Here is a 25,557-nt window from a genome sequence, read left to right as displayed (position 1 = left end):
GCCCCATGGACGAATACGGCCGCATCGCCGCCCTGTACGACCCGCTGGTGGGCCCGCCCCTGCGCCCGGTGCACCGGGCCATGGCCGAGGCCCTGGCCCGGTCCGGCAACGCCGTCCTGGACCTGTGCTGCGGCACCGGCCTGCTGACCGGGCAGGCCCTGGCCCTGGGGCTGTCCGTGACCGGCGCGGACCTCTCCCCGCACATGCTCGCCGTGGCCCGCCGCAAGCGTCCCGGCGCGACCTACATCCTGGGCGACGCCGCATCCCTGCCCCTGCCGGACCACGCCTTCGACGCCGCCGCCGTCAGCTTCGCCCTGCACGAAAAGCCCCGGGACAAGGCCCTCGGCATCCTGGCCGAGGCGCGCCGCCTGGTCCACCCCGGCGGGACCGTGCTCGTGGCCGACTACATCCCGTCCGGGCAGGGCCAATCCCGATTCACGGGCCGGGCCATCCGCCTCATCGAGCGGTTGGCCGGGCGCGGCCACCATGCCCGCTTCCGCGAGTACATGGCGAACGGCGGCGCGCTCCCGCTCCTGGCCCGCGCAGGGCTGACCGCCCGCCTGGAGCGCACCTTCATGGGCGGCTGGGTGGGGCTGTACGCGGCCGTGGCCGCACCGGCCGATTGATTTAGCGCCGGGCTTTCTTCATAGTGTCCCCATCGAAAACCCAGACCAAGGGAGCGTCATGTTCGAAGGACTGTGGACCCTGGAAAACCTCATCGCCCTGATCACCCTGGCCGGGCTCGAGATCGTGCTCGGCATCGACAACATCGTCTTCGTGGTGGTGGTCACCAACAAGCTGCCCGAGGCATCGCGGGCCACGGCGCGGCGGCTGGGCATCGGCCTGGCCATGGTCACCCGCATAGCCCTGCTCCTGGCCATCTCGGCCATCATGGGGCTGACCGCACCGCTGTTCACCCTGTTCGGCCACGTGGTCTCGGGCCGGGACGTGGTCCTCCTGAGCGGCGGCCTGTTCCTCCTGGCCAAGGCCACCCACGAGATCCACGACAAGCTCGAGGGCCCGCCGCCCGGCGAGGGCGCGGCCAGGGCCGTGCACTCCTACGCCGGGGCCATCGTCCAGATCGTCCTCCTGGACATGGTCTTTTCGCTCGATTCGGTCATCACCGCCGTGGGCATGGCCCAGCATCTGACGGTCATGATCGCGGCCATCGTCGCGGCCGTGGGGGTCATGCTCCTGTTCGCCGGGCCGGTCTCCGCCTTCGTGTCGGCCCACCCAACGGTGCAGATGCTGGCCTTTTCCTTCCTCCTGCTGGTGGGCATCTTTCTCATGGCCGAGGGCATGCACCGGCACATCGACCGGGGGTACATCTACTTCGCCATGGCCTTCTCCCTGTTCGTGGAGTTCCTGAACCTCAAGGCCGGGAAGCGGCACAGGGCCGCCGCCTCCTAGCCGGGAGGGGCCGGGACGCCGGGAGCCCGCGCCTCGCGAAAGTTTCTTGACCTGCGGCCATGCAAGTGTTTTGAGAGGAGGCCTCTCGCTTCAATTTGGCATCCAACTCTGATAGAGTGTCCTAAATTCACTCCCGAGGTGCTTCATGAAAAAACTGTGGCTCATCACCGCCCTGTCCCTGGGACTGCTGGCCCTGACCGCCTGCTCCGGTGAATCCGGCAACGACGCCAAGACCGGCGGCGCGGCCATGGCCCCGGCCCACGAGACGGCCGCCGCCCCCTCTTCCGGGTCCTTCCCCTTCATGGGGGTGACCGAACTCGACCAATACCTTGAGACCAACGCGGGCAGGCCGACCATGCTCTTCTTCTGGGCCTCCTGGTGTCCGTCCTGCAAGCAGCAGATTCCGGAGCTGGAGGAATTGCGGAAGACCAAGGGCGACAAGATCAACATCGTGGCCCTGTCCGTGGACGAGAACCGGGACGCGCTCACGCGCTACATGGACAAACACCCCATGGACGTGCCCGTGTACTGGGGCGACCAGGCCGTGGCGCGCAAGTTCCGGGTGGAGGCCATCCCCACCCTGGTCATCTTCGACAAGACCGGCAAACAGATCTTCGCCCAGGCTGGCGTCTTCCCCGGCTCCATGCTCGGCGCCATGGCCGACAAGCTCAACCAGTAGGCGGCCATGATTCGCAAAGCACGCATCGGCGACGTCAAGGCCATCCACGGCCTGCTCATGCGCACGGACGAGCACGACGGCCTGGTCCTGCCCCGGTCCTTCAGCCAGCTCTACTCGCACCTGCGCGACTTCGTCATCGCCCTGGACGACGACGGCACGGTCATCGGCTGCTGCGCCCTGAACATCATCTGGGACAACCTGGCCGAGATCCGCTCCCTGGTGGTCAAGTCCTCCCACCGGGGCAAAAACCTCGGGCGCAAGCTGGTCGAGACCTGCCTGTCCGAGGCCGTTACCCTGGGCATCTACAAGGTCTACACCCTGACCGAGGTGCCCGGCTTCTTCGCCAAGGTCGGCTTCGTGCAGGAGGAGATGGACAACCTGAACCAGAAGATCTTCCTGGACTGCCTCAACTGCCCGAGGTTCCCGGACCTGTGCAACGAAGTGGCCATGATCATCAACCTGTAACCCCACACAAAGCGCAATGGCACACAAACTGACCCCGTTCATCACCGCCGCACAGATCGCCGAACGCAACGCGGAGCTGGGACGCGAGATATCCCGGTCCTACCAGGGCGAGAGCTCCCTCGTCTGCATCTGCGTCCTCAAGGGCGCGTTCCTCTTCTTCGCCGACATCATCCGGCGCATCGACCGCGAGATCGAGATCGATTTCGTGAGGTTGGCCAGCTACGGCTCGGCCACCTCCCGGTCCGAGGACATCGTCTTTTCCAAGGATCTGGAGATCGCCATCGAGGGCAAGGACGTGCTGGTCATCGAGGATATCGTGGACACCGGCCACTCCATGGACTTCCTGCTCCACGTGCTCAGGCGGCGGAACCCGAAGAGTTTGAAAATTTGTGCGCTTATTGATAAGCATGAGCGACGGGAAAAAGCCGTGACCGTCGATTTCGCCGGTTTCAAACTGAACGACGGGTTCATTGTCGGCTATGGCCTGGACTATGACGAGCGGTACAGGGAGCTGGACGGCATCTACGAGCTGTCCAACGAGTCTTAGAGCCAACTAACCGGATTTTCTGGAGATCGTGTTATGATCGTCACCTGCCCGAATTGCGAGACCAGCTACAATCTGCCCGATGAGAAGATTCCCGCGGGCGGGGCCAAGGTCAAGTGCTCCAAGTGCGCGCACGTGTTCAAGGTCGAACTGCCCCCGCCGTCTCCCGAAGAGGAGTTCGAGGCCCTGATCGAGGACGAAGGCGGCGACGCGGGCCAGGCCTTTGACAAGACCTTCGACGACGTGGCCGCGGGCGCGGCCGGTGCCGCCGAGACGGCGGCCGAAGCCGCGGCCGAATCGGCGATCGAGGACGTGCCCGAACCCCCGGCGTCCGACCGGGCCGACGAGGTCGTGGAGGACATGCCCGACACGGACGACCTGTTCGACGACGAGGAGCCCGAACCCGAGGCCGGGAAACCCGAGGAGGACGACCTCTTCGCCGACATGGGCGGGGAAGAGGGCGAGTCCGACGATCTCTTCGCCGACGAGGGCGCCGAGGAGGGCGAATCCGACGATCTCTTCGCCGACGAGGGCGAGGAGGACGACGGCGATTTGTTCGAGGACACGGACGAGGCCGAGCCCGACGACTCCAGGGCGCTGTTCGCGGAGGATGAGGAGAGCGAGTCCGAGGAGGACGCGGTCGAGGACGGCCTGGGCGGTAGCCTGGAGCTGGACGAGACCCCCGAGCCCGGCAGCCGCAAGTCCCTGGGCTGCCTGATCGTCCTGCTCGTCCTGGCGCTGGGCATCGGCGCGGCCATCTATTTCCGGGTCTGGACCCTGGCGGGCGTGGACCTGGGCGCCATGCTCAAGAACGTGCCCTTCGTGGGCCAGATGTTCACGGAGAAGCCCGGCGGCGAAGAGGCCGCTCCGGGCGAGTCCCCGGCCGAACGGGTGCGCAAGATCGAGCTCAAGAACGTCAAGCAGTACTACGTGGCCAACGAGAAGGTCGGCAACCTGTTCGTGGTCGAGGGCAAGGCGGTCAACAAGTTCTCCCAGCCCAAGGAGCGGATCAAGGTCGAGGTCATCCTCTACGACGCGGCCAACAACGTCCTGACCTCCCAGTCCTTCCTGTGCGGCAACGTGCTCTCCCAGTTCCAGCTCCAGGTCCAGACCGAGAAGGAAATCACCGACGGCCTGGCCTCGGACGTGGGCATTCTGTCCAACAACACCTTCATCCGGCCCGGCGCGTCCACGCCGTTCATGGCCGTGTTCTTCGCGCCGCCCGAGGGGGTCAAGGAGTTCATGGTCAAGGTGGTGGACGTGGGCGACCCGAAGTAGGCTCCGGGCGTGGAAAACGGAAAACACAGCGGGTGGATGTCGGCATCCACCCGCTTTTTTGCCGGGCGTCGGCAAAAAGCGGGATATTTTTCACATACAGGCCTCATTTGGGGTCTAACCACCTGGAAGACCGGTATTTATGGACAGTGTGAAAGACGTGGAAAAGAACAGTCGTTCCGGAAAAATACGTTGACGGGAATCGACGGCGTGTGCTACTCCTCCTCCACTTGTGAAGGATTGCACGAAATGCCGATACAGGATATTGGACAGCCGTCGGCGCGCGTGGGAAACAATCTTCACGAGGTGCGAACATGCTCTTTTCAAAAGACGACCGGGTAGTCCAGATTACCCAGTTGGGCGGCACCGCCGGAACGATGGGACTGCACATCGTCTCGGCCACCATCGTCGGCCTGACCATCGGGTATTTCCTGGACGACTATTTCGGGACAAAACCGTGGCTGATCATGATCTTCTTCTTTCTGGGGATCATCGCCGGCTTCAAGATGGTCTTCGAGGATTTCCGGCGTTTGCAACGGCGTGTTGAAGAAAAAAAAGCTAGTTCTTTGAAACAGGACGGAGAAAAGAGTGCTGGGCAGGATGAACCAAGGGCTTGAGCGGCTGCTCGTCAAAAGCGGCTTCACCAAGCCGGACGTGCGCATCGTTGTCCGCAATCAGATCTATGTGTCGCTGGGGACCTCTCTAGTGATCATGCTGGTAACACTGTTTTCCCGGTGGTCCTTCGCCTATCTGGCCGGGGCGGTCATCGCCCTCGTCAACTTCTGGACGCTCGCCCGCGTCACCCAGTCGTTGGCCTACGACCGGAAGCACGGACCATACCTCCTGTTTGTCATATTCATGGGAAAAATGACTCTGAGCGGGCTGGCCCTCTGGTGGCTGATCGGAGTCGAACGGGTTCCCCACTGGGGGTTGATAACAGGCCTGGGCACCGTGGTGGTCAACATCACCGCAACCGGCCTGAGTCAGTTGGGGAAGAAATAGCCGAGCTGCTGTAAGGAGGCTTCGACATGGGTTTTTCGGGCGGATTACCGCATCCTCTCTTGTACATGGACATGCTCAAAAGCATCGGCCACTGGGGCGCGCACGTTGAGCAGGCCCTGGGCGTGGACAGCATCAACCACGTGCTCTACATGTGGCTGGTCATGGCCATCATTCTCGGCCTCGGCCTGATGGTCCGCAGCCGTCTGCAGCTTGTTCCCGGCGGTCTCCAGAACGTCTTCGAGACCATCATCGGCGGGCTGGAGGACTTCGTCGTCGCCAACCTGGGCGAGGAAGGCCGTCAGTTCATGCCGCTCCTGATCACCATTTTCATCTTCATCCTGGGCATGAACTGGCTCGGGCTGGTTCCGGGCTGCGACGCGCCCACCGCGAACATCAACACGCCGGCCGCCATGGCCATCATCGTGTTCTGTTTCTACCAGTTCGTAGGCATCAAGAAATGGGGCTTCAAGTACATCAAGCACTTCATGGGCCCGGTCGGCTTCCTGGCCCCGCTCATGCTCATCCTTGAGCCCATCTCCCACCTCGCCCGCCCGCTCAGCCTGACACTCCGTCTCTTCGGCAACATCCGCGGCGAGGAAATCGTCCTGATCCTGATGTTCTTCCTGGCGCCGATCCTCGGCTCCCTGCCGATGTACTTCCTGTTCATCCTGGCGAAGACCATTCAGGCGTTCATCTTCTTCATGCTGACCATGCTCTACCTGCAGGGTGCCATCGAGCACGCCCACTAGGAGCGGTCCGCACAAACTTGGGGAAATGGTCCTTGGACCACAACAATATTACGTATCCATTTTGGAGGATTCACATGAAAATCGCGAAGATTCTGTTCACCACCCTGGCTATGGTTCTGGTCGCTTCCGTGGCCTTCGCCTCTGAAGGCGCCGACCCGGTCATGTCCGCCAAGGCCTACGCCACCGCCATCGGCATGGGCATCGCCGCCGGTCTGTGCGGCATCGGCCAGGGCATGGGCGTGAAGGGCGCCTGCGAAGGCATCGCCCGCAACCCCGAAGCCGGTGGCCAGCTGTCCACCACCCTGATCCTGGGCCTGGCCTTCATCGAGTCTCTGGCCATTTACGCCCTGGTCGTCAACCTGATCCTGCTCTTCGTCGTCTAGTTTCAGGTTTACGAAAGCTTTTGAAGGGGAGGCTTCGGCCTCCCTTTTTCAGCCTCTTTCATGTTAAGAATTTCACATGGCTGAGCCGATCTTGACCGGAAAGAGCCCTAAGATATGAAAAGCGAACACATCCCCAAAGCGACCATCGGACGGCTTGCCGTCTACATTCAGGTCCTCGAAAACCTCCTGCGCGACGGCAACGAGGTCATCTCCTCGGAACGCCTGGCCCGGGCCTGCTCCGTCAACTCCTCCCAGATCCGCAAGGATCTTGCGTATTTTGGAGAATTCGGCGTGCGCGGCGTGGGCTACTACGTCCAGGAGCTGATCACCTCAATCAAGCAGTCGCTCGGCATCGACCGGCAGTGGAAGTGCGCCTTGATCGGCGTGGGCAACATGGGCAGCGCCCTGCTCCGCCACCACGATTTCGAGAAGCGCGGCTTCAAGATCTGCGCGGCCTTCGACTGCGACCCGGACAAGATCGGGCTGGAGTTCGAGGGCATGGAGATCATCTGTCCCACGCACCTCAAGGAGCAGGCCCCGGAACTGGGGCTCGAGATCGGCATCATCGCCACGCCCCCGGATCGCGCCCAGCGCGCGGCCAACCACCTGGTGGAGGCCAACATCCGGGGCATCATCAACTTCGCCCCGTCGAGGATCAACGTGCCCAAACACATCCCCGTGGAATACGTTGATTTCTTCGATCACCTCTACTCCATCGCCTTCCAGATAACCCTGGGCAGCGATTAGGGCGTCCCCCTTTCACGCAGCGGCCGCCCCACGGCCGGACCGCACTCCTTGCGTGCGCCCCTCGGGTGCGCGAAACGGGGCGTATGGCCCCGAGCCGGCGGGTACCTTGCGGCACGCGTCTTCGAGTTCACGCCCCCCTTCCCCTTCCCTCCGCCCTCTGGTAGGAGACATCCAAGGAGATGCCATGGAAAAGTTGAAACTGGTCCAGATGGTCAAGGCCGCGGGCTGAGCGGCCAAGATCACTCCGGGGGACCTGGAGATAGCACTTTCGGGCCTGGGGGTCCGGCCTGACGACCGCGTGCTCGCCGGAGGTCCCGGCGACAACGAGGACGCGGCCATATTGTCCTTTCCCGCGGGCAAGGCCCTGGTCCAGACCGTGGACTTCTTCACGCCGGTGGTCAACGATCCCTACAAGTTCGGGCGCATCGCCGCGGCCAACGCCCTGTCCGACGTCTACGCCATGGGCGGCGAGCCGTGGGCGGCCATGAACATCGTCTGCTTCCCGGCCGACAAGCTGCCCATGTCCGTGCTGGCCGAGGTCCTGCGCGGCGGCAAGGACACCGTGGAGGAGGCCGGGGCCGTGCCCAGCGGCGGGCACAGCGTGGACGACCCGGAGATCAAGTACGGCCTGGCCGTGTCCGGCGTCGTGGACCCGGACCGCTTCGCCTCCAACCGGGGCGTCCGGCCCGGCGACGAGCTGATCCTGACCAAGCCCATCGGCACGGGCGTGCTGGCCACGGCGGTCAAGGGCGAGATGCCCGGCTGCGACGACATGGAGGAGCTGCTGTTCCAGACCTGCGGGCGGCTGAACAAGACCGGCGGCGCGATCATCCACGAACTCGGCCTGACCGGGGCCACGGACATCACCGGCTTCGGCCTGGGCGGGCACATGATCGAACTGGCCGAGGCCAGCCGCGTGACCCTGGAGCTGCGCATGCGCGACGTGCCGCTCCTGCCCGGCGCCCTTGACATGGCCTCCATGGGGCTGCTGCCCGCCGGGTCCATCTGCAACCGCCGCCACTACCTGCCGAGGGTCAAGGCCGCCGACGGGCTCGACCCCGTGCATTTCGACATGATGTTCGACGCCCAGACCTCGGGCGGCCTGCTCCTGGCCGTGCCGCCCGAGCTCGTGGACCGGGCCATGGCCATGCTCGAAGCGGCCGGTGAACCCGCCGCCCTGGTGGGCCGGGCCCTGCCGGCCGGTCCTGGGGACGCCCCCCTGGCCATCGTCTAGGATTCGGATTCGCCGAGCACCCGCTCGATCTCGCGTTGCAGGCTGTCGATCTCGAACGGCTTGGACACGTATCCGTTCATGCCCGCCGCGATAAAGCGGTCGCGGTCGCCCTGCATGGCGTGGGCGGTCAGGGCGATGACCGGAATATCCAGCTTGAGCTCGTTGCGGATGACCCTGGTGGTGGCCACACCGTCCAGGCCGGGCATCTGGATGTCCGTGAGAAAGAGGTCGAAGGACCGCTCCCGCAGGATGTTGAGGGCCTCCTCGCCGCTGCCCACGCACACGGTCCGATGGCCGAGCTTTTCCAGGATGCGCTGGACCACCACGCGGTTGACCCGCTCGTCCTCGGCCACCAGGATGGACAGCGCGCCGTTCTCCGGCCCTGCCGCCGGGCCACCGGCCGGATCGTCCGGCGACTCGATGATCCGGGTCCGGATGGTGAAATACAGGCTCGTGCCCTTCCCTTCCTCGGTGTCCACGGTGATGGAGCCGCCCATGAGCGCGACCAGCCGCCGGACGATGCCCAGCCCCAGCCCGGTGCCCTGGTACTTGCGCGTGGACGAGCCGTCCACCTGGGTGAAGGGGTCGAACACGGTGCTCACCTTGTCGCGGGGGATGCCGATGCCGGTGTCCGAGACCTCGAAGAGCAGGCGGATCGTACCGTCCTCCGCCCCGCTGTCCAGCGGACAGGCGCGGACCTCGATGGACCCGCTCTCGGTGAACTTGACCGCGTTGCCCACCAGGTTGAACAGGATCTGCCGCAGCCGCCCCTTGTCGGCCACGAAATGGCGGGGCAGGGTCTCGTCGATCTCCCAGCGCATGGACACGCCGCGCTCCTCCGCGCAGTGGCGGAAGGTGGAGACCACCTGGTCCAGGACCTCGCCCAGCTCGAAGGGAATCGGCTCCAGCTCCAGCTTGCCCGACTCCACCTTGGACAGGTCCAGGATGTCGTTGAGCACCTGGAGCAGGCTGCGGCCCGAATTCAGGGCCGTGTCCAGATAGTCCCGTTGCAGGGGCGCCAGCTCACTCATCTGCATGAGCTGGAGCATGCCGAGCAGCCCGTTGAGCGGGGTGCGTATCTCGTGGCTCATGTTGGCCAGGAACTCGTTCTTGGCCAGGCTGGCCGCTTCGGCCTTGGCCATGGCCTTTTCCAGCTCGGCGGCCATGGTCTTGATCTCGGTGATGTCCGCGGCCATGTGCATGTGCACCAGCCGCCCCTTGAGCCAGCGGATGGCCCGGTCGTGATTGAGATGCCAGCGCTGGAGCTTCTCGTAGTACCGCTCGGAGACCAGGGTGCCCACGGGCCGGCCGCGCTCGTCCACCAGCTCGGGCTTGGGGCATTGCGGGCAGCGGCTGTCCAGGTCGCGGATGACCTTGTGGCAGGCCATGCCCTCCTCCAGCAAGCCGTAGTGGTCGCGCATGTTGGCGTTCATGAACAGGATGTTGTTGGTCTCGAGATCCGACACGTAGACGTCCGCGCTGATGCCGTCCAGGATGTTCAGCAGCCGCTCGTGGGCCTGCTTGACCTCGGTGATGTCCGCGATCATGGCGAACGCCCCGAGCAGCCTGCCGTCCTCGGCCATGAGCGGGGTGGACGAGATCATGCCCCAGACCTCGGCACCGTCCCGGCGCACGAACCGGCGCTCGTACCGCTCGCGCCGACCCACCTTGCGCTGCTCCATGCGCCGCTCGTTGTCCTCGATCTCGGACGGGGCCATGAAGTCGAGAATGCTCCGGCCGATGACTTCCTCCACGCGGCAGCCGAAGAAGTCGGCCACGATCTTGTTGGCGTAGGTGATCACCTGGTTGGCGTCCAGGCCGAGGATACCCTCGTTGGCCGTCTCCACGATGAGCCGGTACTGCTCCTGGGTCTTCTTGCGCGCCTCCTCGGCGAACCGCGCCTCGGTCACGTCCCGGCCGTAGACCGCGATGGCCGTGGTCTCCTCCCCGTCCAGCACCGGATAGATGATGCCGTCGAGAATCCTCCCGGACCAGACCACCTGCCGGTTCATGGGCGTGTGCGTGTCCACCGCCCGCCGGAAGGTCTCGCGGATCATGGCGTGCTGGCTCCGCGGGATGAAGTCGAAAACGTTCTGCCCGACGGCGGCATCCCCCTGCATGCCCATGAACCGGGCCATGTTCCGGTTCATGGCCAGGACCGTGCCGTCCACCTGGAACAGCCCCACCGAGTCCCCGGTGGCGTTGATCAGGGCCTGAAGAAAATGTTCGCTGGTGCGCAGCCGCTCCTCGATGCGCTTGCGCTCGGTGATATCCCTGGTGGTCCCGATGAAGCCGATGGGATTGCCGTAGGCGTCCCGCAACCGCCGGGCCATGGACTCGCCCCAGATCATGGAGCCGTCCTTCTTGCGCAGACGCACCTCCACCCGCACGGTGGGCGAGGGCGACCGGTCCGATGCCGCCTCGGCCTCGGCCTCGATGCGCTCCCACGCCTTCCGGGTCTCCTCCATGGAATCCGGGCACACGGCGTCCTGGGCGTACATGCCGATCATCTCCTCGGGCGCGAACCCCCGGATGCGCTCCACGGACGGGCTGACGTAGGTGTACCGGCCCTTGTCGTCCATGGTCCAGATCACGTCGGTCGCGTTCTCGGCCAGAAACCGGTATTTCTCCTGATTGTCGCGGGCCCGGTTTTCGGCAGAACGCCGCTCGGTGATGTCGCGGAAAATGCCCCACAGGGCCACGGCCCGGCCCGACTCGTCGTGTTGCAGCCAGCAGCTGGCCTGGACCAACAGATCCCGGCCGTCGGCCGTGAGCAGCCCCTTTTCCATCTCGCGGGACGATTGGCCGGACTTGAGCAGCAGACGGATGGATTCGCGCTCCCGCGCCCGCTCGCTCCTGGGCGTGAAGTCGAGCACGGTTTTGCCGAGCACGTCCTCGCGGGCGTAGCCTATCAGGGTGCAGAAAGCGGCGTTGGCCTCAAGGATGACGCCCTTGACGTCGGTCTTGACCACGCCGTCGCCCAGGGCGTCGCACAATCCCTTGAAGCAGACGGGATCAATGAAGGATTCCCCCCGCTCTGACCGGGATGTTCCCTCTGGGGCCGACGCGCCCCGTTCGTTGGACTCGGATCGGGTCATACCTGTTCCCATATGGTATTACCTGGCATTTACTGGATTCCGCCAAGTATTTCCACTTAAAACACCTCCCCCCGTTTTCACCCCGGGTTGTACAACCCGCCAAGGCAGGGTACCCTGGTTCCGACCTCCCTTCCGGGAGGCCCCCATGACAACCGCAACCGCGAGGAACGCCATGCAATCGGACCGCTACATCCTGCTCGAAGACGAATACGGCGCCCACAACTACAAGCCGCTCGACGTGGTCATCGAACGCGGCCGGGGCATCTGGGTCTGGGACGTGGACGGCAACAGGTACCTGGACTGCCTGTCCGCCTACTCCGCCGTGAACCAGGGCCACTGCCACCCGAAAATCCGCCAGGCCCTCGTCGATCAGGCCGAAAGACTGACCCTGACCTCGCGCGCCTTCCGCAACGACCAGCTCGGTCCGCTCTACAAGGAACTGTGCGACCTGACCAATTCCCACAAGGTCCTGCCCATGAACTCCGGGGCCGAGGCCGTGGAGACCGCCATCAAGGCCGTGCGCAAATGGGGATACCAGGTCAAGGGCGTGCCCGAAAACCGGGCCGAGATCATCGTCTGCCGCAACAACTTCCACGGCCGGACCATCTCCATCATCTCCTTCTCCACCGACCCCGTGTCCACCACCGGCTTCGGCCCGTTCACCCCGGGCTTCAAGATCATCGACTTCGGCGACGCCCGGGCCCTCGAAGAGGCCATCACCCCCAATACCGTGGCCTTCCTCGTGGAACCCATCCAGGGCGAGGCGGGCGTCATCATCCCGCCGACCGGCTATCTCAAGGACGTCCGCCGCATCTGCACCGAAGCGGGCATCGTCCTCATCCTCGACGAAATCCAGACCGGCCTGGGCCGCACCGGCAAGCTCCTCGCCGAACAACACGAGGACATCGAGGCCGACCTGACCCTCATCGGCAAGGCCCTGTCCGGCGGCTTCTACCCGGTCTCCGCCGTGCTCTCCAATACCGAGGTCCTCGGCGTGCTCAAGCCCGGCGAACACGGCTCCACCTTCGGCGGCAACCCGCTGGCCTGCGCCGTGGCCCGCGCCGCCCTCAAGGTCCTGACCGAAGAACACCTCGTCGAAAACGCCCGCCTCATGGGCGACTACTTCCTCCACGGCCTGCAACAAATCCATAACCCCAAGATCAGAGAGGTCCGGGGACGCGGCCTGCTCATCGGCGTCGAATTCCACCCCGACGCGGGCGGCGCGCGGCACTACTGCGAACAACTCAAGGAGGCTGGCCTGCTCTGCAAGGAAACACACCAGACCATCATCCGCTTCGCCCCCCCGCTCGTCATCACCAGGGACGACATCGACTGGGCCCTGGAACGGATCGCGCCGGTGTTGAGCAGGTAGGACGGAGGGGCGGAGTGGGAATGCCTCCGGCGGCCCTCCGGGGGCCCCTTCGGGGGGAGCCCTCGCCGGGCGGGCGCCTCCGGCGGGCAGGGCACCGCCCTGCACCCGCTCAAGGCCGAGGGCCTTGAGAATCCCATGTTCGCTTCGCTCAGGGGCGTGCGGCGGCGGAAGGCTGGCGCGGGACGCCTTCCGCCGTGCCGGTGTGCGATTTTGAACAGAAAAAACGAACCGGACGGCGTGCCTCTTCACGGGAAAAAGCACGCCGTTTTTTCTGCCCAAAATCGCGGGGGTTGTTTTTAAGAGGGAAATAACACTGAAATTCCCCCCGCGTCCGCACGCCCCTGCCGCAGGCACACAGAAAGTTTAGGAGAGTCCAGAGAACCCTTTCCAAAGGGTTCTTTGGCGGGGTCCGGGGCAGCGCCCCGGCCGCCGGAGGCATTCCCCTCCCGCCCCGTAGCCCGGAGCTATTTGCCCTGTCCGAGCATGAAGATGCCGAAGGTGGCGAAGAGGTTGGGGAGGAAGGTGATGACCTTGCCCTGTTCGTCGTGGTGGTGTGTGGAGATGGCGACTTCCTTGACGATGGGCACGCCGAGGTGTTTGCAGAAGCGGCGGAAGTCGATGATGGGGATGACCCGGATGTTCGGGGTGTTGTACCACTCGTAGGGCAGTTCCTTGGACATGGGGGCGCGTCCGGTGAAGAGCATCTGGAGCCGGTTTCTGTAGTGGGTGAAGTTGGGGAAGGAGACGATGCCGAGCTTGCCGACGCGGAGCATTTCTCGGATGAGGGTTTCGGGGTCGAGGACCTGCATGAGGGCCTGGGAGAGGATGACGTAGTCGAAGGCGTTGTCCGGGTAGTCTTCGATCTCCTCGTAGATGTCGCCGTGGATGACGGACAACCCCTTGGCGATGGCGCGGCCCGCGGCCTCCTCGTCGATTTCGATGCCGGTGCCGAGGGTGGCCTTTTGTTCGGCGAGGTGGGCCAGCAGCGAGCCGGTGCGGCAGCCGAGGTCGAGGACGCGGCTGCCGGGTTCGATCCAGGAGGCGATGACTTGGAGGTCGAATCTCATGAGGCGTCTCCGATGCGGCAGTGCAGGCAGATCTTGTTCAGGAAGCCGGAGAGCAGGTCGCTGAGGCGGGTATTGGGGAGCAGGAAGGCGTCGTGTCCCCAGGGGGCTTCGATTTCGCAGAAGGAGACGTCGAGGCTGTTTTTCTTCATGGCCTTGACCATGGTCTTGGACTGGTAGGTGGGGTAGAGCCAGTCCGAGGTGAAGGAGACGACCAGGTAGCGGCAGGAGGCGCGGGAGAAGGCGGCCACCAGGGAGCCGTCGCCGTAGTGGTTTTCGAGGTTGAAGTAGTCGGCGGCCTTGGTCAGGTAGAGGAAGGAGTTGGCGTCGAAGCGGTCGACGAACTTGTTGCCCTGGTAGCGCAGGTAGGATTCCACCTGGAAGTCGGCTTCGAAGTCAAAGGAGAGCTCCACGCGGTCCTGGAGCCGGCGGTCGAACTTGTGGCGCATGGACTCGTCGGACAGGTAGGTGATGTGCCCGACCATGCGGGCCACGGCCAGGCCGTGTTCGGGTTTGGCGGATTCGTAGTAGTCGCCCCGGTTCCAGTTGGGGTCGGCCATGATGGCCTGGCGGGCGACCTCGTTGAAGGCGATGGCCTGGGCCGAGTGCTTGACGGTGGTGGCCAGGGGGATGGCGGCGTGGACGCGGTGGGGGTAGCGCACGGACCATTCCAGGACCTGCATGCCGCCCACGGACCCGCCGACCACGGCGAGCAGGGTGTCGATGCCGAGGGAATCGACGAGTCGGCGCTGGGCGCGAACCATGTCGCCGATGGTGACCACCGGGAAGGACGCGCCGTAGGGGCGGCCGGTGGCGGGATTTTCGGACATGGGTCCGGTGGAGCCCATGCAGCCGCCGATGACGTTGGAGCAGATGACGAAATACTTGTCGGTGTCGATGGGCTTGCCCGGCCCGACCATGAGGTCCCACCAGCCGGGCTTGGGGTCGTTTGCGTCGTAGAACCCGGCCACGTGCGAGTCGCCGGTCAGGGCGTGGCAGACCAGGATGGCGTTGGTCCTGTCGGCGTTGAGGGCGCCGCAGGTCTCATAGGCCAGGGTGACGGGCCCGAGGCTGCGCCCGGACTCGAGGACCATGGGCTCGTCCCCGCCGAAGGTGAAGTACCGTTTCTCGACCAGTCCCACGGACTCGCCGGTCTCGATCTGCTCGATATATTCGCTCATGCCCGAGAAGGTAAGGCAGGCGGCGGGTGCGGTCAATGGCGCACCCATCGCGATGCGTTATGGAAGGGATGGTTCCGGCCTAGAACTGCGCGTTCATGCTGGTCAGGCAGCGCAGGAGGGCCTCGCGGTCCTCGGGCGGGCAGGCGGCGACCAGTTCCTCGGTCAGGCGGTAGTGCAGGCGGTCGTGCTCCTCGAACAGGGCGCGGCCCGCGTCGGTCAGCTCCACGTTGATGGACCGGCGGTCCGTGTCGTGGGGCACGCGGCGGACGCAGTCCTTTTCCGCCAGGCGGTCCACCAGCACGGTCAGGGTGCCGGTGGTGATGCCCATGGCCTCGGCCAGCTCCTTCATGCGCATGGCCCCGTGGATGCCGAGCACCTCCAGGGTGTGCATCTGCGGCAGGGTCATGCCCTTTTCGCGGACCACGTCGTGCTCCCAGGACGAGAGCTTCTCGAAGAACTCCACGATGGCGTGGTTGATTTGGTCGACCATGTCCCCTCCCTCTAGATGGACGTGTACAGGCTGTAGGCCCCGAAGGCGATGGTCATGACCCCGGCGGCGCGCATGACCAGCGGCTCGATCCACGCCCCGGTCAGGGTGCGCATGAGCCCGGCGGCCTTGTAGATGGCGAAGATGATCGCCCCGAGCGTCAGCCCGGTGGCCACGGCGTAGACCCCGAACACGGCCGTGCCCTTGAACACGCTGCCCGAGTCCAGCGCGTAGGTGTACATCAGCGCCACTGTGGGGCAGGGCACGATCATGTTCACGAACCCGATGGTGAACAGCCCCCACACGGTCCTGGACCGGGCCGCGGGCAGGCACCCGTGGCCGGGGCAGGCCGGGCCGTGATGATCGTGGTCGTGGTGGTGATGATCGTGATCAGGGCCGTCGTGGTCGTGATCGTCGTGGTCATGGTCGTGGTCGTGATCGTGGCTGTGCAGCAGGTGCGGCCGGAAGATCAGGACCAGACCCAGGGCGAGCAGGACCGCGAAGGTGGCCACGTCCACGTACAGGGTGAAGGACTCGGGGATGGCCAGGGAGACCGAACCCAGCGTCAGGCCGATGAGCAGGCAGGCCAGGGTTGTCCCGGCGACGAAGGCCAGGGTCAGGGCCAGGACCCGCCCGCCCCGCTTCTCGCCGTAGACGAAGGGGGCCAGGACCAGCCAGGAATGGCCGCACGGGTTGACCCCGTGCACCAGGCCGAGCAGCACGCTCGATTGCAGGGCCACCCAGAATATGGAATCGAATTGCATTGTCCGTCCGTGTTGGTTCGCGTTGATAGTTTGACTATCAAGCTTTCTACTGGCTGGATAGTTTGATTGTCAAGCTAAAATAGTCGACCTCGACAACAGACTGAAATCAAAGGGAAAGCTCACTTGCCGGAGCGGGTCTCGCCGCCGGTGAGCTTCCAGGCGGACATGCCCCAGGTGAGGTTCTTGACGTCGCGGAAGCCGTCGCGCCGGAGGTGTTGCACGGCCGGGGGCGAGCGGTGGCCGGTCATGCAGACCACGACCACGAGGCGGGCCGGGTCGTCCAGGGTGGCGGCCAGGGCCTCGGAGGTGAACGGATACGGCAGGTTGACGGCGCCGGGGATGTGGAAGAGCGCGTATTCCGCCGGGGTGCGCACGTCCAGCACGGTGGGGGGCGAGGGTCTGCGCAGGGCCCGGCGCAGCCCCCAGGGGGACATGGGGCGCACGCCCCGGAGCAGCCACCAGACCGCGTCCCACAGGACCAGGACGGCCAGGACGACGAGGACGGCGGCCAGGACGCGCACGGGCTATGCTCCGGGCTCGCCGGGGTCTTTGTCGGGAACGGGGCCGGGGACGGCGCCCGGGATCATGTCGGACGCCTTGTCCGGGAGTTCGGGGTCCCTGCCCCGGTCCACGGTCACGGCCAGGGAGGAGCCGGGCTTGAGGAGCACGTCCCGCTGCGGGAACGGGAACTCGATGCCGTTTTCGTGAAAGGAGGTCCAGATGCGCCGGAGCACGTCGCTCTTGATGTTGGACACCCCGTCCCTGGCGTCCGCGATCCAGGCCCGCAGCTCCAGGTCCACCGAGCTGTCGCCGAAGCCCATGAGCAGGGCGCGCGGCTCGGGCGAGGTCAGGATGCGGGTCAGGCCCCTGGTGGATTCCTCCATGAGCCGCAGGGCCTTGTCCACATCCGAGCCGTAGGAGACGCCCACCGGGATGCGCAGCCGCACGTCCGCGTCCGAGTATGTCCAGTTGATGACCTCGTTGGTCACGAAGTGCTCGTTGGGGATGAGGTATTCCTTGCCGTCGCGGGTCTTGACCGAGGAGAACCGGCCGTTGACCCCGCTGACCACGCCGAACACCCCGCCCACCTCGATGGTGTCGCCCGGCTTGACGGACCGGTCCATGAGCAGGATGACCCCGGCCACGTAGTTGGAGATGATCGTCTGCAAGCCGAAGCCGATGCCCACGCCCAGCGCGCTGGAGAAGATGGCTAGGCTGGTCAGGTTGATGCCCACCCCGGACATGACCAGGAGGATGGCCACGGTGAACAGGGCGACCTTGATGGACTTGTCGAGCAGGACCTTCACCGAGGGCGAGACCTCGCGCATGGAGGCGATGCGCCCGGAGGCGAAGCGCGACAGGGTGGCCGCCGCATGGAGCAGGATGATGGCCAGGACCAGCCCCTTGAGCGCGCCCAGGGCGGTGAAGGTGGAGCCGCCCATGGTGAAGGAGAGCGTCTCCAGAAAGGCGGTGAACGGCGTGAGCAGGCCGAGGATCTGTAGGGAGACGAAGACCCAGACCACGGTGGCCGTGCTCCGCGCCAGGACCTTGTTGGGCATGGCGAAGGTCAAAAGCCGCAGGATGATTCCGGCCACGGTCAGCTGGCTGACGGCGTTCAGGACCCACGGCGAATAGCCCATGAACCGGGCCGCGGCCGCGCAGAGCTGGGCCAGGCCGATGAACAGGATAAGTTCGCCCGTGGCGCACAGGCCGGTGAGCAGGGCCCGGCCCCACACGGTCCGCGCGCTGGTGTCGCGCCAGTGCGCCAGCCGGGGCCGGACGAGCCGCCACACGGCCTTGGCCAGGAGCAGGGCCGCCAGGGCCGCCGCCCACTGGGCCGCCGTCCGCCAGGTCAGGACGTGGGATTGCAGCCACCCCTCCAGGAATTGGAAAATCTCCGTGACCTTGGCCAGTATCGGCGCGAGCTGTTCCTGCATAAGCCTTCCTGTTCCCGAACTATCAGCCCAGGACCGCCAGATCAACCACCGTGGCCGCGAACAGGAGCACGGAAATGATCCCGTTCATGGTGAAGAAGGCCACGTTCACCCGGCTCAGGTCGTCCGGCTTGACCAGCAGGTGCTCGGCCATGAGGGTCACGCCCATGAGGGCCGCCACCGTGAAGTAGATGCCGCCCAGGCTCGCGGCCCAGCCCGCCAGCAGGAAGAAGGCGGCGGCCACGGCGTGGCTCAGGCTCGACACGCCGAGCGCCGCCGCCACGCCCAGCCGGGCCGGGATGGAATAGAGGCCGTGCTCGCGGTCGAAGTCCGCGTCCTGGCAGGCGTAGAGCAGATCGAACCCGGCCACCCACAGGACCACGCCGCAGAAGAGCAGGACCGAGGGCAGGGAGATGGACGGGGTCACGCAGATCCAGCCCGCCACCGGGGCCAGCCCCAGGACCGAGCCGAGCACGAAGTGGCACCAGTACGTGAACCGCTTGCAGAAGCTGTAGGACGCGGCCATGAACAGGGCCACGGGCGAAAGCATCAGGCAGAGGGTGTTCATCATGGCGCAGGCGGCCACGAAGACCACGGCCGTGCCCGCGATGAAGACCAGGATGAACCGGGTGGACAGCTCGCCCGTGACCAGGGCGCGCCCCTGGGTGCGCGGGTTCTCGCGGTCGATGTCCAGGTCCGCATAACGGTTGAAGGCCATGGCGAAGGAGCGCACGGCCACCATGGCCACGGTCAGCACGACCATGTTGTACAGCCCCGGCCAGCCCCGGGCGGCCAGGAACGCCCCCATGTAGGCGAACGGCAGGGCGAAGACCGAGTGCTCGATCTTGATCATCCGGCACACCAGGCCCAGATCCTTGGCGATACTCATTGTTCTCTCTCGATTAGTATTTGTTGACCAGCACGGCCCCGGCCAGGAGCAGGCAGACCCCGACCACGCGGGGCCAGGACACCGTATGGACCTGATACCCGACCAGGCCGAAGTGGTCCAGCGCCAGGGCGGCCGTGAGCTGGCCAGCCAGGAGCCAGGCCATCATGGTCGTGGCCCCGATCTGCCCGGCCAGGACGATGGTCGCGAAGACGAAAAACGCCCCGAGCGCACCGCCGGTCCAGGCCCAGGCCGGGGCCGTCGCGGCCATGCTCAGGGAGGGCGCGGGCGTGCGCGTGGCCAGCAGGTAGCCGAGCAGGGCCAGGGTGCCCACGCCGAAGGAGACCGCCGCCGCCCAGACCGGATCGCCCAGGGACCCGCGCAGCCGCAGGTTGATGCCCGCCTGGACCGGCATCAGCGCACCGGCCACCAGGGCGAACAGCACGTATATCCACTTCATGGGAGCCTCCCCCCTATTTTTCTAGACTTTTTCAAGAGTCGGTCGCGAACGGTCCCGCATCCGTCGGAAATGGTACCGGGCTTTGCCTGCGGCGTCCACGATTTACGGGCCTCCGATTGCACGGAAATGTCGAAAGGCCGTCACCAAAGCGCCACCCATGGCCGGGGTTATGGGACTAGGAAGGATCAACCCATACTCCAACAGGACGGAGGAATCATGACCAGGAACCAGATCAGGGAAATCAGGTCCCACCTCATGCAGGGACTGCACGCCATGAGCGGCCAGCTGAACACCGGCATCACCGCCCTCGAAAACTGCCCCGACGACACCGACTTCGCCTCCCAGCTCGCCCAGCACGGCCTGTCCGTGGCCATGCAGCGACGCGGCGTGGCCCGCATCCGCGAGATGGAGGCCGCCCTCAAGCGGCTGTCCCAGGCCGACTACGGCGTCTGCGAGGAGTGCGGCGAGGAGATCGGCGTGGCTCGGCTCAAGGCCAACCCCTCGGCCCGCCTGTGCGTGCACTGCCAGTCCGCCATGGAAGACGGGCTCCTGGACCGCGCCCGCCGCTGCGCCTAGGCCGCCGAACGATTTACCACGCGGCCCCCGGCCGCAACGGAGAGAACCATGGCTGACCCCATGTTCAAAGTGGACATGCACGTCCACTCACGCTTTTCCACGCGCCCGTCGCAGTGGATCCTGCAAAAGATCGGCTGCCCCGAGAGCTTCACCGAACCACGCCGCCTCTACGACATCGCCCTGGCCAGGGGCATGGATATGGTCACAATCACCGACCACAACACCATCGCCGGGTCGCTCGAGATCGCCCACCTGCCGAACACCTTCGTCAGCGAGGAGATCACCACCTACTTCCCCGAGGACCGCTGCAAGCTCCACGTCCTGGCCTACGACATCACCGAAGCCCAGCACCAGGACATCCAGCGCTGCCGCGACAACGTCTTCGACCTGGTCCCCTACCTGCGTGAACAGCGCATCCACCACGTCCTGGCCCACCCCCTCTTCGCGGTCAACGACCGGCTCACCCCGGCCCACTTCGAACAGGCCCTGCTCCTGTTCAACACCCTGGAGGAAAACGGCACCCGCGACGCCCGCCAGAACCGGACCCTGCGCGACATCGTGAACCGCCTGACCCCGCTCGATATCGACCGCCTGGCCAATACCCACGGCATCGAACCCTACGGCGACGAGCCCTGGGAAAAGGGCATCACCGGCGGGTCCGACGACCACTCCTCCCTGAACATCGCGCGCATGCACACCCTCTTTCCCGGCCAGCCCACCCTGAAGAACGTCCTGACCGCGCTGACCGAACGCACCTCCCGGCCCGCCGGGACCGCGGCCACGCCCCGGACCATGGCCCACAACCTCTACGGCATCGCCTACCAGTTCTACCGCTCGCGCACCGGCTCCCTCGCGCCCGAGGTCTCCGAGCACCTCTGCTTCCGCTTCATCAAGTCCGCCCTCAACCCCGGCGCCGAACCCAAACCCGGAATCTCCTCGCTGCTGCAACGGATCATCGGCCGGGGCAAGGCCACCCTGCACCGCGAATACGGCCCGTCCGACTCGGTCCAGGACATGCTCCTCAAGGAGGCCGCCGACATCATCGCCCACGACGAGACCCTCATGCGCATCGCCCGGGGCAAGGTCGCCGACGTGGTCGTCCTCGAACGCGAATGGGCCCGCTTCGTCTCCCTGGCCGCCAACCGCGTCCTCGCCCAGTTCGCCGACCGGACCCTCAACTCCGTCATCGGGGCCAACCTCTTCGACGTCTTCCACTCCATCGGCTCGGCGGGCTCCCTCTACGCCCTGCTCGCCCCCTACTTCGTGGGCTACGACCTCTTCTCCACCGAACGGGCCTTCTCCAACGCCTGCCTCGACCGCTTCCGCAAAAAGAACGCCCGGACCAGCGACGACCTCAAGATCGCCCACTTCACCGACACCTTCGACGAGATCAACGGCGTGGCCAGGACCATCCGCCAGCAACTCGAAATGGTCGCCCGCCACGGCAAGGACATGACCGTCATCACCTGCGGGGCCAGGGCCGACGTGCCCGGCGCCGTCTCCTTCGAGCCCGTGGGCCGCTTCGACATCCCGGAATACCCCGAAATCTCCCTGGCCTACCCGCCCTTCCTCGACATGCTCACCCACTGCTTCGAGCAGGAATACGACTGCATCCTCGCCGCCACCCCCGGCCCCGTCGGCCTGGCCGGACTGGCCATCGCCAGGATCCTCAAGCTCCCCTTCCACGGCACCTACCACACCGCCTTCCCCGAATACGTCGGGGCCTTCACCGAAGACGCCGGCCTGGAAGACGGCTGCTGGCGCTACATGTCCTGGTTCTACAACCAGATGCAGGTCATCTACGCGCCCTCCGAAGCGACCAGGTACGAGCTCATCGACCGCGGCATCGACCCCGGCAAGATCGTCACCTACCCGCGCGGCGTGGACACCGAACGGTTCCACCCCGCCAAACGCAACGGCTTCTTCAACCAGTTCGACATCGGCGGCGGCACCAAGCTCCTCTACGTGGGCCGCGTGTCCAAGGAAAAAGGCCTCGACGTCCTGACCGAGGCCTTCCGCAAGGCCGCCCGTATGCGCGACGCCATCCAGCTCATCGTGGTCGGCGACGGCCCCTACCTGCCCGAAATGCGGCGCGCCCTGCGCTCCACCCCCGCCACCTTCACCGGCGTGCTCAAGGGCGAAGCCCTGGCCCAGGCCTACGCCAGCGCCGACCTCTTCGTCTTCCCCTCGGCCACCGACACCTTCGGCAACGTCGTCCTCGAAGCCCAGGCCTCGGGACTGCCCGTCATCGTCACCGACAAGGGCGGCCCCGCCGAAAACGTCCTGCCCAACGAGACCGGCATCATCGTCCCCGCCGGCGACCCCGACTCCCTGCTCCGCGCCATCCTGCACATGGTCGATACCCCCGAACGCATCCAGTACATGCGCCGCAAGGCCCGCTCCCACGTCGAAAACCGCACCTTCGACGCCACCTTCCTCAAAACCTGGGAAATCTTCGGCAACCACGTGGCCGCCTAGGCGCGGCCGCGCCGCACAGAGAGGGGAACGCCTCCGGCGGGCCCTCGCCGGGCGGGCGCCTCCGGCGGCTTAAGAACCTTTTGGAAAAGGTTCTTGAGAATCTCCAAAACTTTTTGGCGCCGCTTCGCGGGGCGGGTCGCGGGGGTGGTGGAGATCGTTGGCGGAAGGCGTCCCGCGCCGAAGCAGCGCCCTGGATTCCCCGAAAAAAAAGGGCGCACCGGCTGTGGTGCGCCCTTTGGGGGTTCGGGGGTGACGGATTATTCGAGTCCCATGCCCGGATGGTGGGCGGGGTATTCCATGGGATCCTTGTGGCAGACGGTGCAGTTGCCGCCCGCGCCCAGGGGCCGGGCCTCGTCCATGTATTGCAGGGGCAGGACGTTGTCGCGCGGCGTGGCCGGATAGATGGCGTGGGGCGAGCCGTGGCAGGCCCCGCAGTGCATGGCGTCCATCTCGTCGCGCCGGGCGGCGAAGAGGGAGTCGGCGTCCTTGGTCCAGGTGTTGAAGGCCGAGTCCACGTCGGGCGCGGCGAAGTCCTTGTGGCAGGTCAGGCAGTCGGGCTCGTTGATCCACGGCTTTCGGGGGTTGATGGCCTCCTTGTTGGGCAGGGTCCGGGGGGTGATTCGGGCCATGATCCGGCCCGCGCCGGGCACGCCGCGTGCCTGTTCGGCCTTGAGCAGGGACACGGCCAGGTCCTCGATCATGCCGTGGCAGTCGGTGCAGGTGAAGCCCACGGCCTCGTGCTGTCCGCGCAGGGTGGACTGGGGGTGGCACTTGAGGCAGGAGCTTTCGGCACCGCGCCCGGCCATGTAGATGGCGTGCACGCCGTGGATGGCGGCGGACAGGTTGGGCTTGTCCGCATTGCCTTCGGCGGACTGAATGGGGTCGTCGTGGCAGGTGATGCACCGGACCTCGCCCTTGGTTTCGGCCAGGCGGGTGGAGTTCATGCGGTCGTGGGTGGCCAGGATGTTCTCCACCGTGGCGGTGGTCACGCCCGAGCCGTCCTGCTTCCACTGGCCGCTGTGGCAGTTGAAGCAGCCCATCTGGTCCGAGGTGGGCGCGGCGAGCCTGGCCGTGGCCAGGACCGCGCCGGAGCCGTCCCTGGCCGTCAGGGTGACGAGGGGCAGGGGGTTGTACGCCCCGTCCTTGACGTAGGGCGGGATGGCCACCCGGGCCTCGAAGCGGCCCGCGTCGGCGTTGAGTTCGAGGGTGCCGGTCAGGGCCTGGTCGGCCTGATCGGGCTCGATGGCGTAGGTGATGGTCACGTCGTCCATGACCCGTTCGGGCGAGGGATCGCGGCGCACGAGCTGGGCGCGGATGACGTTCATGGGCGGCAGCAGGGTCCACTTGTCGTTCTGGGAGAAGAAGCCCATGCCGCGCGAGCACCAGCCCACCAGGGTGTATTCCGAGGTTTCGGGGTCAAAGGGCGCGGACGCGGGCTCGGCCATTTCCGGGGCCGGGGGCGCGGCCGCCGGGGCGTGGCCGTTGAGGTCCTCGGCGATGTACCGGGCCAGGGCCATGCGCTCCTCGGGGGTGCCGATGAACGGGGGCATGTACTTGTTCAGCTTGCCCATGCCGGTCAGGAAGGCGTCCATGCCGTTCACGTCGTACTGGACGGTGCGCTTGGTGATCTCGTTCATGGGGCCGTGCACGGAGTGGCAGGCCGAGCATTCGAGCTGGAAGAGGAACTCGCCCGCGACCTTGACGTTGGCCTCGGTGATGCCGTCGGCCAGTTCGGGCGGGGCCCACTTGGCCGAGGCGATGGCACCGTTCTGGTCGATGACCGGCACGTGGGCCTTGAGGATGGAGGAGGAATAGATCGTATCCCAGATGAGGTACGGCTTGCGGCCCGCCTCGCGGATGAACTCGAAGGAGCCGAACAGCCCCTGGCCGACCAGCAGGACCACCAGGGCCATGGTGAAAGACAGGGCCTTGGGGGTCTTCAGGGCCAGGAGCAGGCCGCCGATGAGGGTGGCCGTGCCGAAGATCCAGAAGTACTGCATGAAGTGGGCGACGCGGTTCGACTTGTAGACGATCATCTCGTACTGCTCGGGCGGCATGGCGGCCACGTACCACCAGCCGGACAGGAACACGGCCAGCACGCCGAGCACGGTCCAGGCCGAGCAGACCCGGACGGTATGCAGCCGGGTGGGTTCGTCCGGGATGCGCGTGGCCGTGACGAAGCCGAACAGCCCCGCGCACACGGCCGAGAAGAAGGAGCGGAAGACCAGGGACGGCCAGAAGGACGGGTTGAAGAAGCCGTCCCAGAAGCTCCTGGTCTCGAGCCACTGGCCCGGGGTGAGCATGAAGCCGATGATCCCGTTGATCAGGAAGAGGGACAGCCAGCCGAACAGGAAGTAGAGCCAGCCCACGATCATGTGGTCGCGGCGGTCCATGCGGTCCCAGGCGTAGTAGTAGATGATCAGGGCCAGAATCTCGCCCAGGAAGCAGACCCATTCTGCGGCCCAGCCGAAGACGAACTGGTGGATCAGGGTGATGGTCGCCTCGGGCGCGAGCAGGGCCACGGTCAGCCAGATGGCCACGCCGGACACGCCGCCGAAGGCCATGGTCAGGAGCAGGAAGAAGCGGGTGTGCTTCCGGGCGTATTCGAGCAGGTGGATGTTGTCGGATTTATAGGCCGCCCGCTCGGTCAGGACCAGGAACAGGCCGCCGCCCACGGCGAAGTGGGCCACGTAGACGTGCAGGGTGGCGATGACGGCGATCCAGAAGCCGCCGCCCAGGGTGGTCAGATGCCAGATGGGATATTCCATG

25 protein-coding genes are annotated in these 25,557 nt (G+C 65.8%); 15 read left to right on the top strand and 10 right to left on the bottom strand.

The genetic code is table 11. The features are described from left to right. The first annotated feature begins 5 nt into the window (after positions 1-5). The 12 genes from DND132_RS12655 (at position 6) to selD (ending at position 8,488) form a co-directional block, all read left to right on the top strand. A complete protein-coding gene (locus DND132_RS12655) occupies positions 6-626 on the top strand; it encodes a class I SAM-dependent methyltransferase (protein WP_014323145.1) in 621 nt (206 codons plus the stop codon). Positions 627-684: 58 nt separating this feature from the next. Continuing rightward, complete coding sequence (locus DND132_RS12650; RefSeq protein WP_014323144.1) at positions 685-1,410, top strand: TerC family protein; 726 nt, start codon at positions 685-687, stop codon at positions 1,408-1,410. Positions 1,411-1,555: 145 nt separating this feature from the next. Beyond that, positions 1,556-2,089 carry a TlpA family protein disulfide reductase gene (locus DND132_RS12645; RefSeq protein WP_014323143.1) on the top strand — a complete coding sequence of 178 codons (534 nt, stop codon included), beginning with the start codon at positions 1,556-1,558 and terminating at the stop codon, positions 2,087-2,089. A gap of 6 nt (positions 2,090-2,095) precedes the next feature. Further along, positions 2,096-2,554: an N-acetyltransferase gene (locus DND132_RS12640; RefSeq protein WP_014323142.1), complete on the top strand. Its 459-nt coding sequence runs from the start codon at positions 2,096-2,098 to the stop codon at positions 2,552-2,554. Positions 2,555-2,570: 16 nt separating this feature from the next. Continuing rightward, positions 2,571-3,101 (top strand): hypoxanthine phosphoribosyltransferase, encoded by a 531-nt coding sequence (hpt, locus tag DND132_RS12635; RefSeq protein ID WP_014323141.1) that lies wholly within the window; start codon positions 2,571-2,573, stop codon positions 3,099-3,101. A gap of 33 nt (positions 3,102-3,134) precedes the next feature. Continuing rightward, positions 3,135-4,376, top strand: coding sequence for a DUF3426 domain-containing protein (locus tag DND132_RS12630; RefSeq protein ID WP_014323140.1), 1,242 nt, complete (start codon positions 3,135-3,137; stop codon positions 4,374-4,376). A 311-nt stretch (positions 4,377-4,687) separates the two neighbouring features. Continuing rightward, positions 4,688-4,990, top strand: a complete 303-nt coding sequence (locus tag DND132_RS12625; protein ID WP_014323139.1) for an AtpZ/AtpI family protein — start codon at positions 4,688-4,690, stop codon at positions 4,988-4,990. Then, positions 4,962-5,375: an ATP synthase subunit I gene (locus tag DND132_RS12620; RefSeq protein WP_014323138.1), complete on the top strand. Its 414-nt coding sequence runs from the start codon at positions 4,962-4,964 to the stop codon at positions 5,373-5,375. The genes DND132_RS12625 and DND132_RS12620 overlap by 29 nt, the downstream gene beginning before the upstream one ends. Positions 5,376-5,401: 26 nt before the next feature. Beyond that, on the top strand, positions 5,402-6,124 hold the full coding sequence (gene atpB / locus DND132_RS12615; RefSeq protein WP_014323137.1) for a F0F1 ATP synthase subunit A: 723 nt from the start codon (positions 5,402-5,404) through the stop codon (positions 6,122-6,124). A gap of 74 nt (positions 6,125-6,198) precedes the next feature. Next, a complete protein-coding gene (locus DND132_RS12610) occupies positions 6,199-6,507 on the top strand; it encodes an ATP synthase F0 subunit C (protein WP_014323136.1) in 309 nt (102 codons plus the stop codon). Positions 6,508-6,621: 114 nt separating this feature from the next. Next, positions 6,622-7,254, top strand: a complete 633-nt coding sequence (locus tag DND132_RS12605) for a redox-sensing transcriptional repressor Rex (protein ID WP_014323135.1) — start codon at positions 6,622-6,624, stop codon at positions 7,252-7,254. Positions 7,255-7,438: 184 nt separating this feature from the next. Continuing rightward, positions 7,439-8,488: a selenide, water dikinase SelD gene (gene selD / locus DND132_RS12600; RefSeq protein ID WP_014323134.1), complete on the top strand. Its 1,050-nt coding sequence runs from the start codon at positions 7,439-7,441 to the stop codon at positions 8,486-8,488. Here the strand turns inward: selD and DND132_RS17760 are convergent. Further along, entirely contained in the window at positions 8,485-11,586 is a 3,102-nt protein-coding gene (locus tag DND132_RS17760; RefSeq protein WP_014323133.1) for a PAS domain S-box protein, read from the bottom strand. The genes selD and DND132_RS17760 overlap by 4 nt on opposite strands. A 145-nt stretch (positions 11,587-11,731) precedes the next feature. Between DND132_RS17760 and rocD the strand changes: the two genes are divergently transcribed. Continuing rightward, complete coding sequence (gene rocD / locus DND132_RS12590; RefSeq protein WP_014323132.1) at positions 11,732-12,958, top strand: ornithine--oxo-acid transaminase; 1,227 nt, start codon at positions 11,732-11,734, stop codon at positions 12,956-12,958. A 464-nt stretch (positions 12,959-13,422) separates the two neighbouring features. Here the strand turns inward: rocD and metW are convergent, their stop codons facing one another. The 8 genes from metW to DND132_RS12550 all read right to left on the bottom strand — a co-directional run bounded on the left by metW (position 13,423) and on the right by DND132_RS12550 (position 19,734). Continuing rightward, on the bottom strand, positions 13,423-14,025 hold the full coding sequence (metW, locus tag DND132_RS12585; protein ID WP_014323131.1) for a methionine biosynthesis protein MetW: 603 nt from the start codon (positions 14,023-14,025) through the stop codon (positions 13,423-13,425). Further along, the gene (gene metX / locus DND132_RS12580) at positions 14,022-15,203 is read right to left on the bottom strand and encodes a homoserine O-acetyltransferase MetX (RefSeq protein WP_041915800.1); all 1,182 of its coding nucleotides are present in this window, start codon (positions 15,201-15,203) and stop codon (positions 14,022-14,024) included. Before metX ends, metW begins: the two co-directional genes overlap by 4 nt. A 79-nt stretch (positions 15,204-15,282) precedes the next feature. After that, entirely contained in the window at positions 15,283-15,693 is a 411-nt protein-coding gene (locus tag DND132_RS12575; RefSeq protein WP_014323129.1) for a MarR family winged helix-turn-helix transcriptional regulator, read from the bottom strand. Positions 15,694-15,704: 11 nt separating this feature from the next. Next, complete coding sequence (locus tag DND132_RS12570; RefSeq protein ID WP_014323128.1) at positions 15,705-16,454, bottom strand: sulfite exporter TauE/SafE family protein; 750 nt, start codon at positions 16,452-16,454, stop codon at positions 15,705-15,707. A 119-nt stretch (positions 16,455-16,573) separates the two neighbouring features. Next, the gene (locus DND132_RS12565) at positions 16,574-16,975 is read right to left on the bottom strand and encodes a rhodanese-like domain-containing protein (RefSeq protein WP_014323127.1); all 402 of its coding nucleotides are present in this window, start codon (positions 16,973-16,975) and stop codon (positions 16,574-16,576) included. Positions 16,976-16,978: 3 nt separating this feature from the next. Next, positions 16,979-18,391 (bottom strand): mechanosensitive ion channel family protein, encoded by a 1,413-nt coding sequence (locus tag DND132_RS12560; protein ID WP_014323126.1) that lies wholly within the window; start codon positions 18,389-18,391, stop codon positions 16,979-16,981. 22 nt (positions 18,392-18,413) lie between these two features. Then, positions 18,414-19,277 carry a 4-hydroxybenzoate octaprenyltransferase gene (locus DND132_RS12555; RefSeq protein ID WP_014323125.1) on the bottom strand — a complete coding sequence of 288 codons (864 nt, stop codon included), beginning with the start codon at positions 19,275-19,277 and terminating at the stop codon, positions 18,414-18,416. Between the two features lie 13 nt (positions 19,278-19,290). Further along, positions 19,291-19,734, bottom strand: coding sequence for a DMT family transporter (locus DND132_RS12550; protein ID WP_014323124.1), 444 nt, complete (start codon positions 19,732-19,734; stop codon positions 19,291-19,293). A gap of 216 nt (positions 19,735-19,950) precedes the next feature. Here DND132_RS12550 and DND132_RS12545 point away from each other — a divergent pair, with 216 nt between their 5' ends. Both DND132_RS12545 and DND132_RS12540 read left to right on the top strand, forming a co-directional pair. Beyond that, positions 19,951-20,310, top strand: a complete 360-nt coding sequence (locus tag DND132_RS12545) for a TraR/DksA family transcriptional regulator (RefSeq protein ID WP_014323123.1) — start codon at positions 19,951-19,953, stop codon at positions 20,308-20,310. A 48-nt stretch (positions 20,311-20,358) separates the two neighbouring features. Beyond that, positions 20,359-22,788 carry a glycosyltransferase gene (locus DND132_RS12540; protein ID WP_014323122.1) on the top strand — a complete coding sequence of 810 codons (2,430 nt, stop codon included), beginning with the start codon at positions 20,359-20,361 and terminating at the stop codon, positions 22,786-22,788. A gap of 257 nt (positions 22,789-23,045) precedes the next feature. On the opposite strand, the gene DND132_RS12535 is transcribed toward DND132_RS12540, so the two are convergent. Then, positions 23,046-25,556 carry a cytochrome ubiquinol oxidase subunit I gene (locus tag DND132_RS12535; protein WP_014323121.1) on the bottom strand — a complete coding sequence of 837 codons (2,511 nt, stop codon included), beginning with the start codon at positions 25,554-25,556 and terminating at the stop codon, positions 23,046-23,048. Position 25,557: the final 1 nt, after the last annotated feature.

This window comes from Pseudodesulfovibrio mercurii, from assembly GCF_000189295.2.
GTDB lineage: Bacteria > Desulfobacterota > Desulfovibrionia > Desulfovibrionales > Desulfovibrionaceae > Pseudodesulfovibrio > Pseudodesulfovibrio mercurii.
This window is presented reverse-complemented; position numbering and strand designations above follow the sequence as displayed.

What these genes read in the sequence shown, in the direction of transcription:
- DND132_RS12655 (WP_014323145.1), top strand. Translation starts at nt 6, where the DNA reads ATGGACGAATACGGCCGCATCGCCGCCCTGTACGACCCGCTGGTGGGC.
- DND132_RS12650 (WP_014323144.1), top strand. Translation starts at nt 685, where the DNA reads ATGTTCGAAGGACTGTGGACCCTGGAAAACCTCATCGCCCTGATCACC.
- DND132_RS12645 (WP_014323143.1), top strand. Translation starts at nt 1,556, where the DNA reads ATGAAAAAACTGTGGCTCATCACCGCCCTGTCCCTGGGACTGCTGGCC.
- DND132_RS12640 (WP_014323142.1), top strand. Translation starts at nt 2,096, where the DNA reads ATGATTCGCAAAGCACGCATCGGCGACGTCAAGGCCATCCACGGCCTG.
- hpt (WP_014323141.1), top strand. Translation starts at nt 2,571, where the DNA reads ATGGCACACAAACTGACCCCGTTCATCACCGCCGCACAGATCGCCGAA.
- DND132_RS12630 (WP_014323140.1), top strand. Translation starts at nt 3,135, where the DNA reads ATGATCGTCACCTGCCCGAATTGCGAGACCAGCTACAATCTGCCCGAT.
- DND132_RS12625 (WP_014323139.1), top strand. Translation starts at nt 4,688, where the DNA reads ATGCTCTTTTCAAAAGACGACCGGGTAGTCCAGATTACCCAGTTGGGC.
- atpB (WP_014323137.1), top strand. Translation starts at nt 5,402, where the DNA reads ATGGGTTTTTCGGGCGGATTACCGCATCCTCTCTTGTACATGGACATG.
- DND132_RS12610 (WP_014323136.1), top strand. Translation starts at nt 6,199, where the DNA reads ATGAAAATCGCGAAGATTCTGTTCACCACCCTGGCTATGGTTCTGGTC.
- DND132_RS12605 (WP_014323135.1), top strand. Translation starts at nt 6,622, where the DNA reads ATGAAAAGCGAACACATCCCCAAAGCGACCATCGGACGGCTTGCCGTC.
- DND132_RS17760 (WP_014323133.1), bottom strand. Translation starts at nt 11,586, where the DNA reads ATGACCCGATCCGAGTCCAACGAACGGGGCGCGTCGGCCCCAGAGGGA.
- rocD (WP_014323132.1), top strand. Translation starts at nt 11,732, where the DNA reads ATGACAACCGCAACCGCGAGGAACGCCATGCAATCGGACCGCTACATC.
- metW (WP_014323131.1), bottom strand. Translation starts at nt 14,025, where the DNA reads ATGAGATTCGACCTCCAAGTCATCGCCTCCTGGATCGAACCCGGCAGC.
- metX (WP_041915800.1), bottom strand. Translation starts at nt 15,203, where the DNA reads ATGAGCGAATATATCGAGCAGATCGAGACCGGCGAGTCCGTGGGACTG.
- DND132_RS12575 (WP_014323129.1), bottom strand. Translation starts at nt 15,693, where the DNA reads ATGGTCGACCAAATCAACCACGCCATCGTGGAGTTCTTCGAGAAGCTC.
- DND132_RS12570 (WP_014323128.1), bottom strand. Translation starts at nt 16,454, where the DNA reads ATGCAATTCGATTCCATATTCTGGGTGGCCCTGCAATCGAGCGTGCTG.
- DND132_RS12560 (WP_014323126.1), bottom strand. Translation starts at nt 18,391, where the DNA reads ATGCAGGAACAGCTCGCGCCGATACTGGCCAAGGTCACGGAGATTTTC.
- DND132_RS12555 (WP_014323125.1), bottom strand. Translation starts at nt 19,277, where the DNA reads ATGAGTATCGCCAAGGATCTGGGCCTGGTGTGCCGGATGATCAAGATC.
- DND132_RS12550 (WP_014323124.1), bottom strand. Translation starts at nt 19,734, where the DNA reads ATGAAGTGGATATACGTGCTGTTCGCCCTGGTGGCCGGTGCGCTGATG.
- DND132_RS12545 (WP_014323123.1), top strand. Translation starts at nt 19,951, where the DNA reads ATGACCAGGAACCAGATCAGGGAAATCAGGTCCCACCTCATGCAGGGA.
- DND132_RS12540 (WP_014323122.1), top strand. Translation starts at nt 20,359, where the DNA reads ATGGCTGACCCCATGTTCAAAGTGGACATGCACGTCCACTCACGCTTT.
- DND132_RS12535 (WP_014323121.1), bottom strand. Translation starts at nt 25,556, where the DNA reads ATGGAATATCCCATCTGGCATCTGACCACCCTGGGCGGCGGCTTCTGG.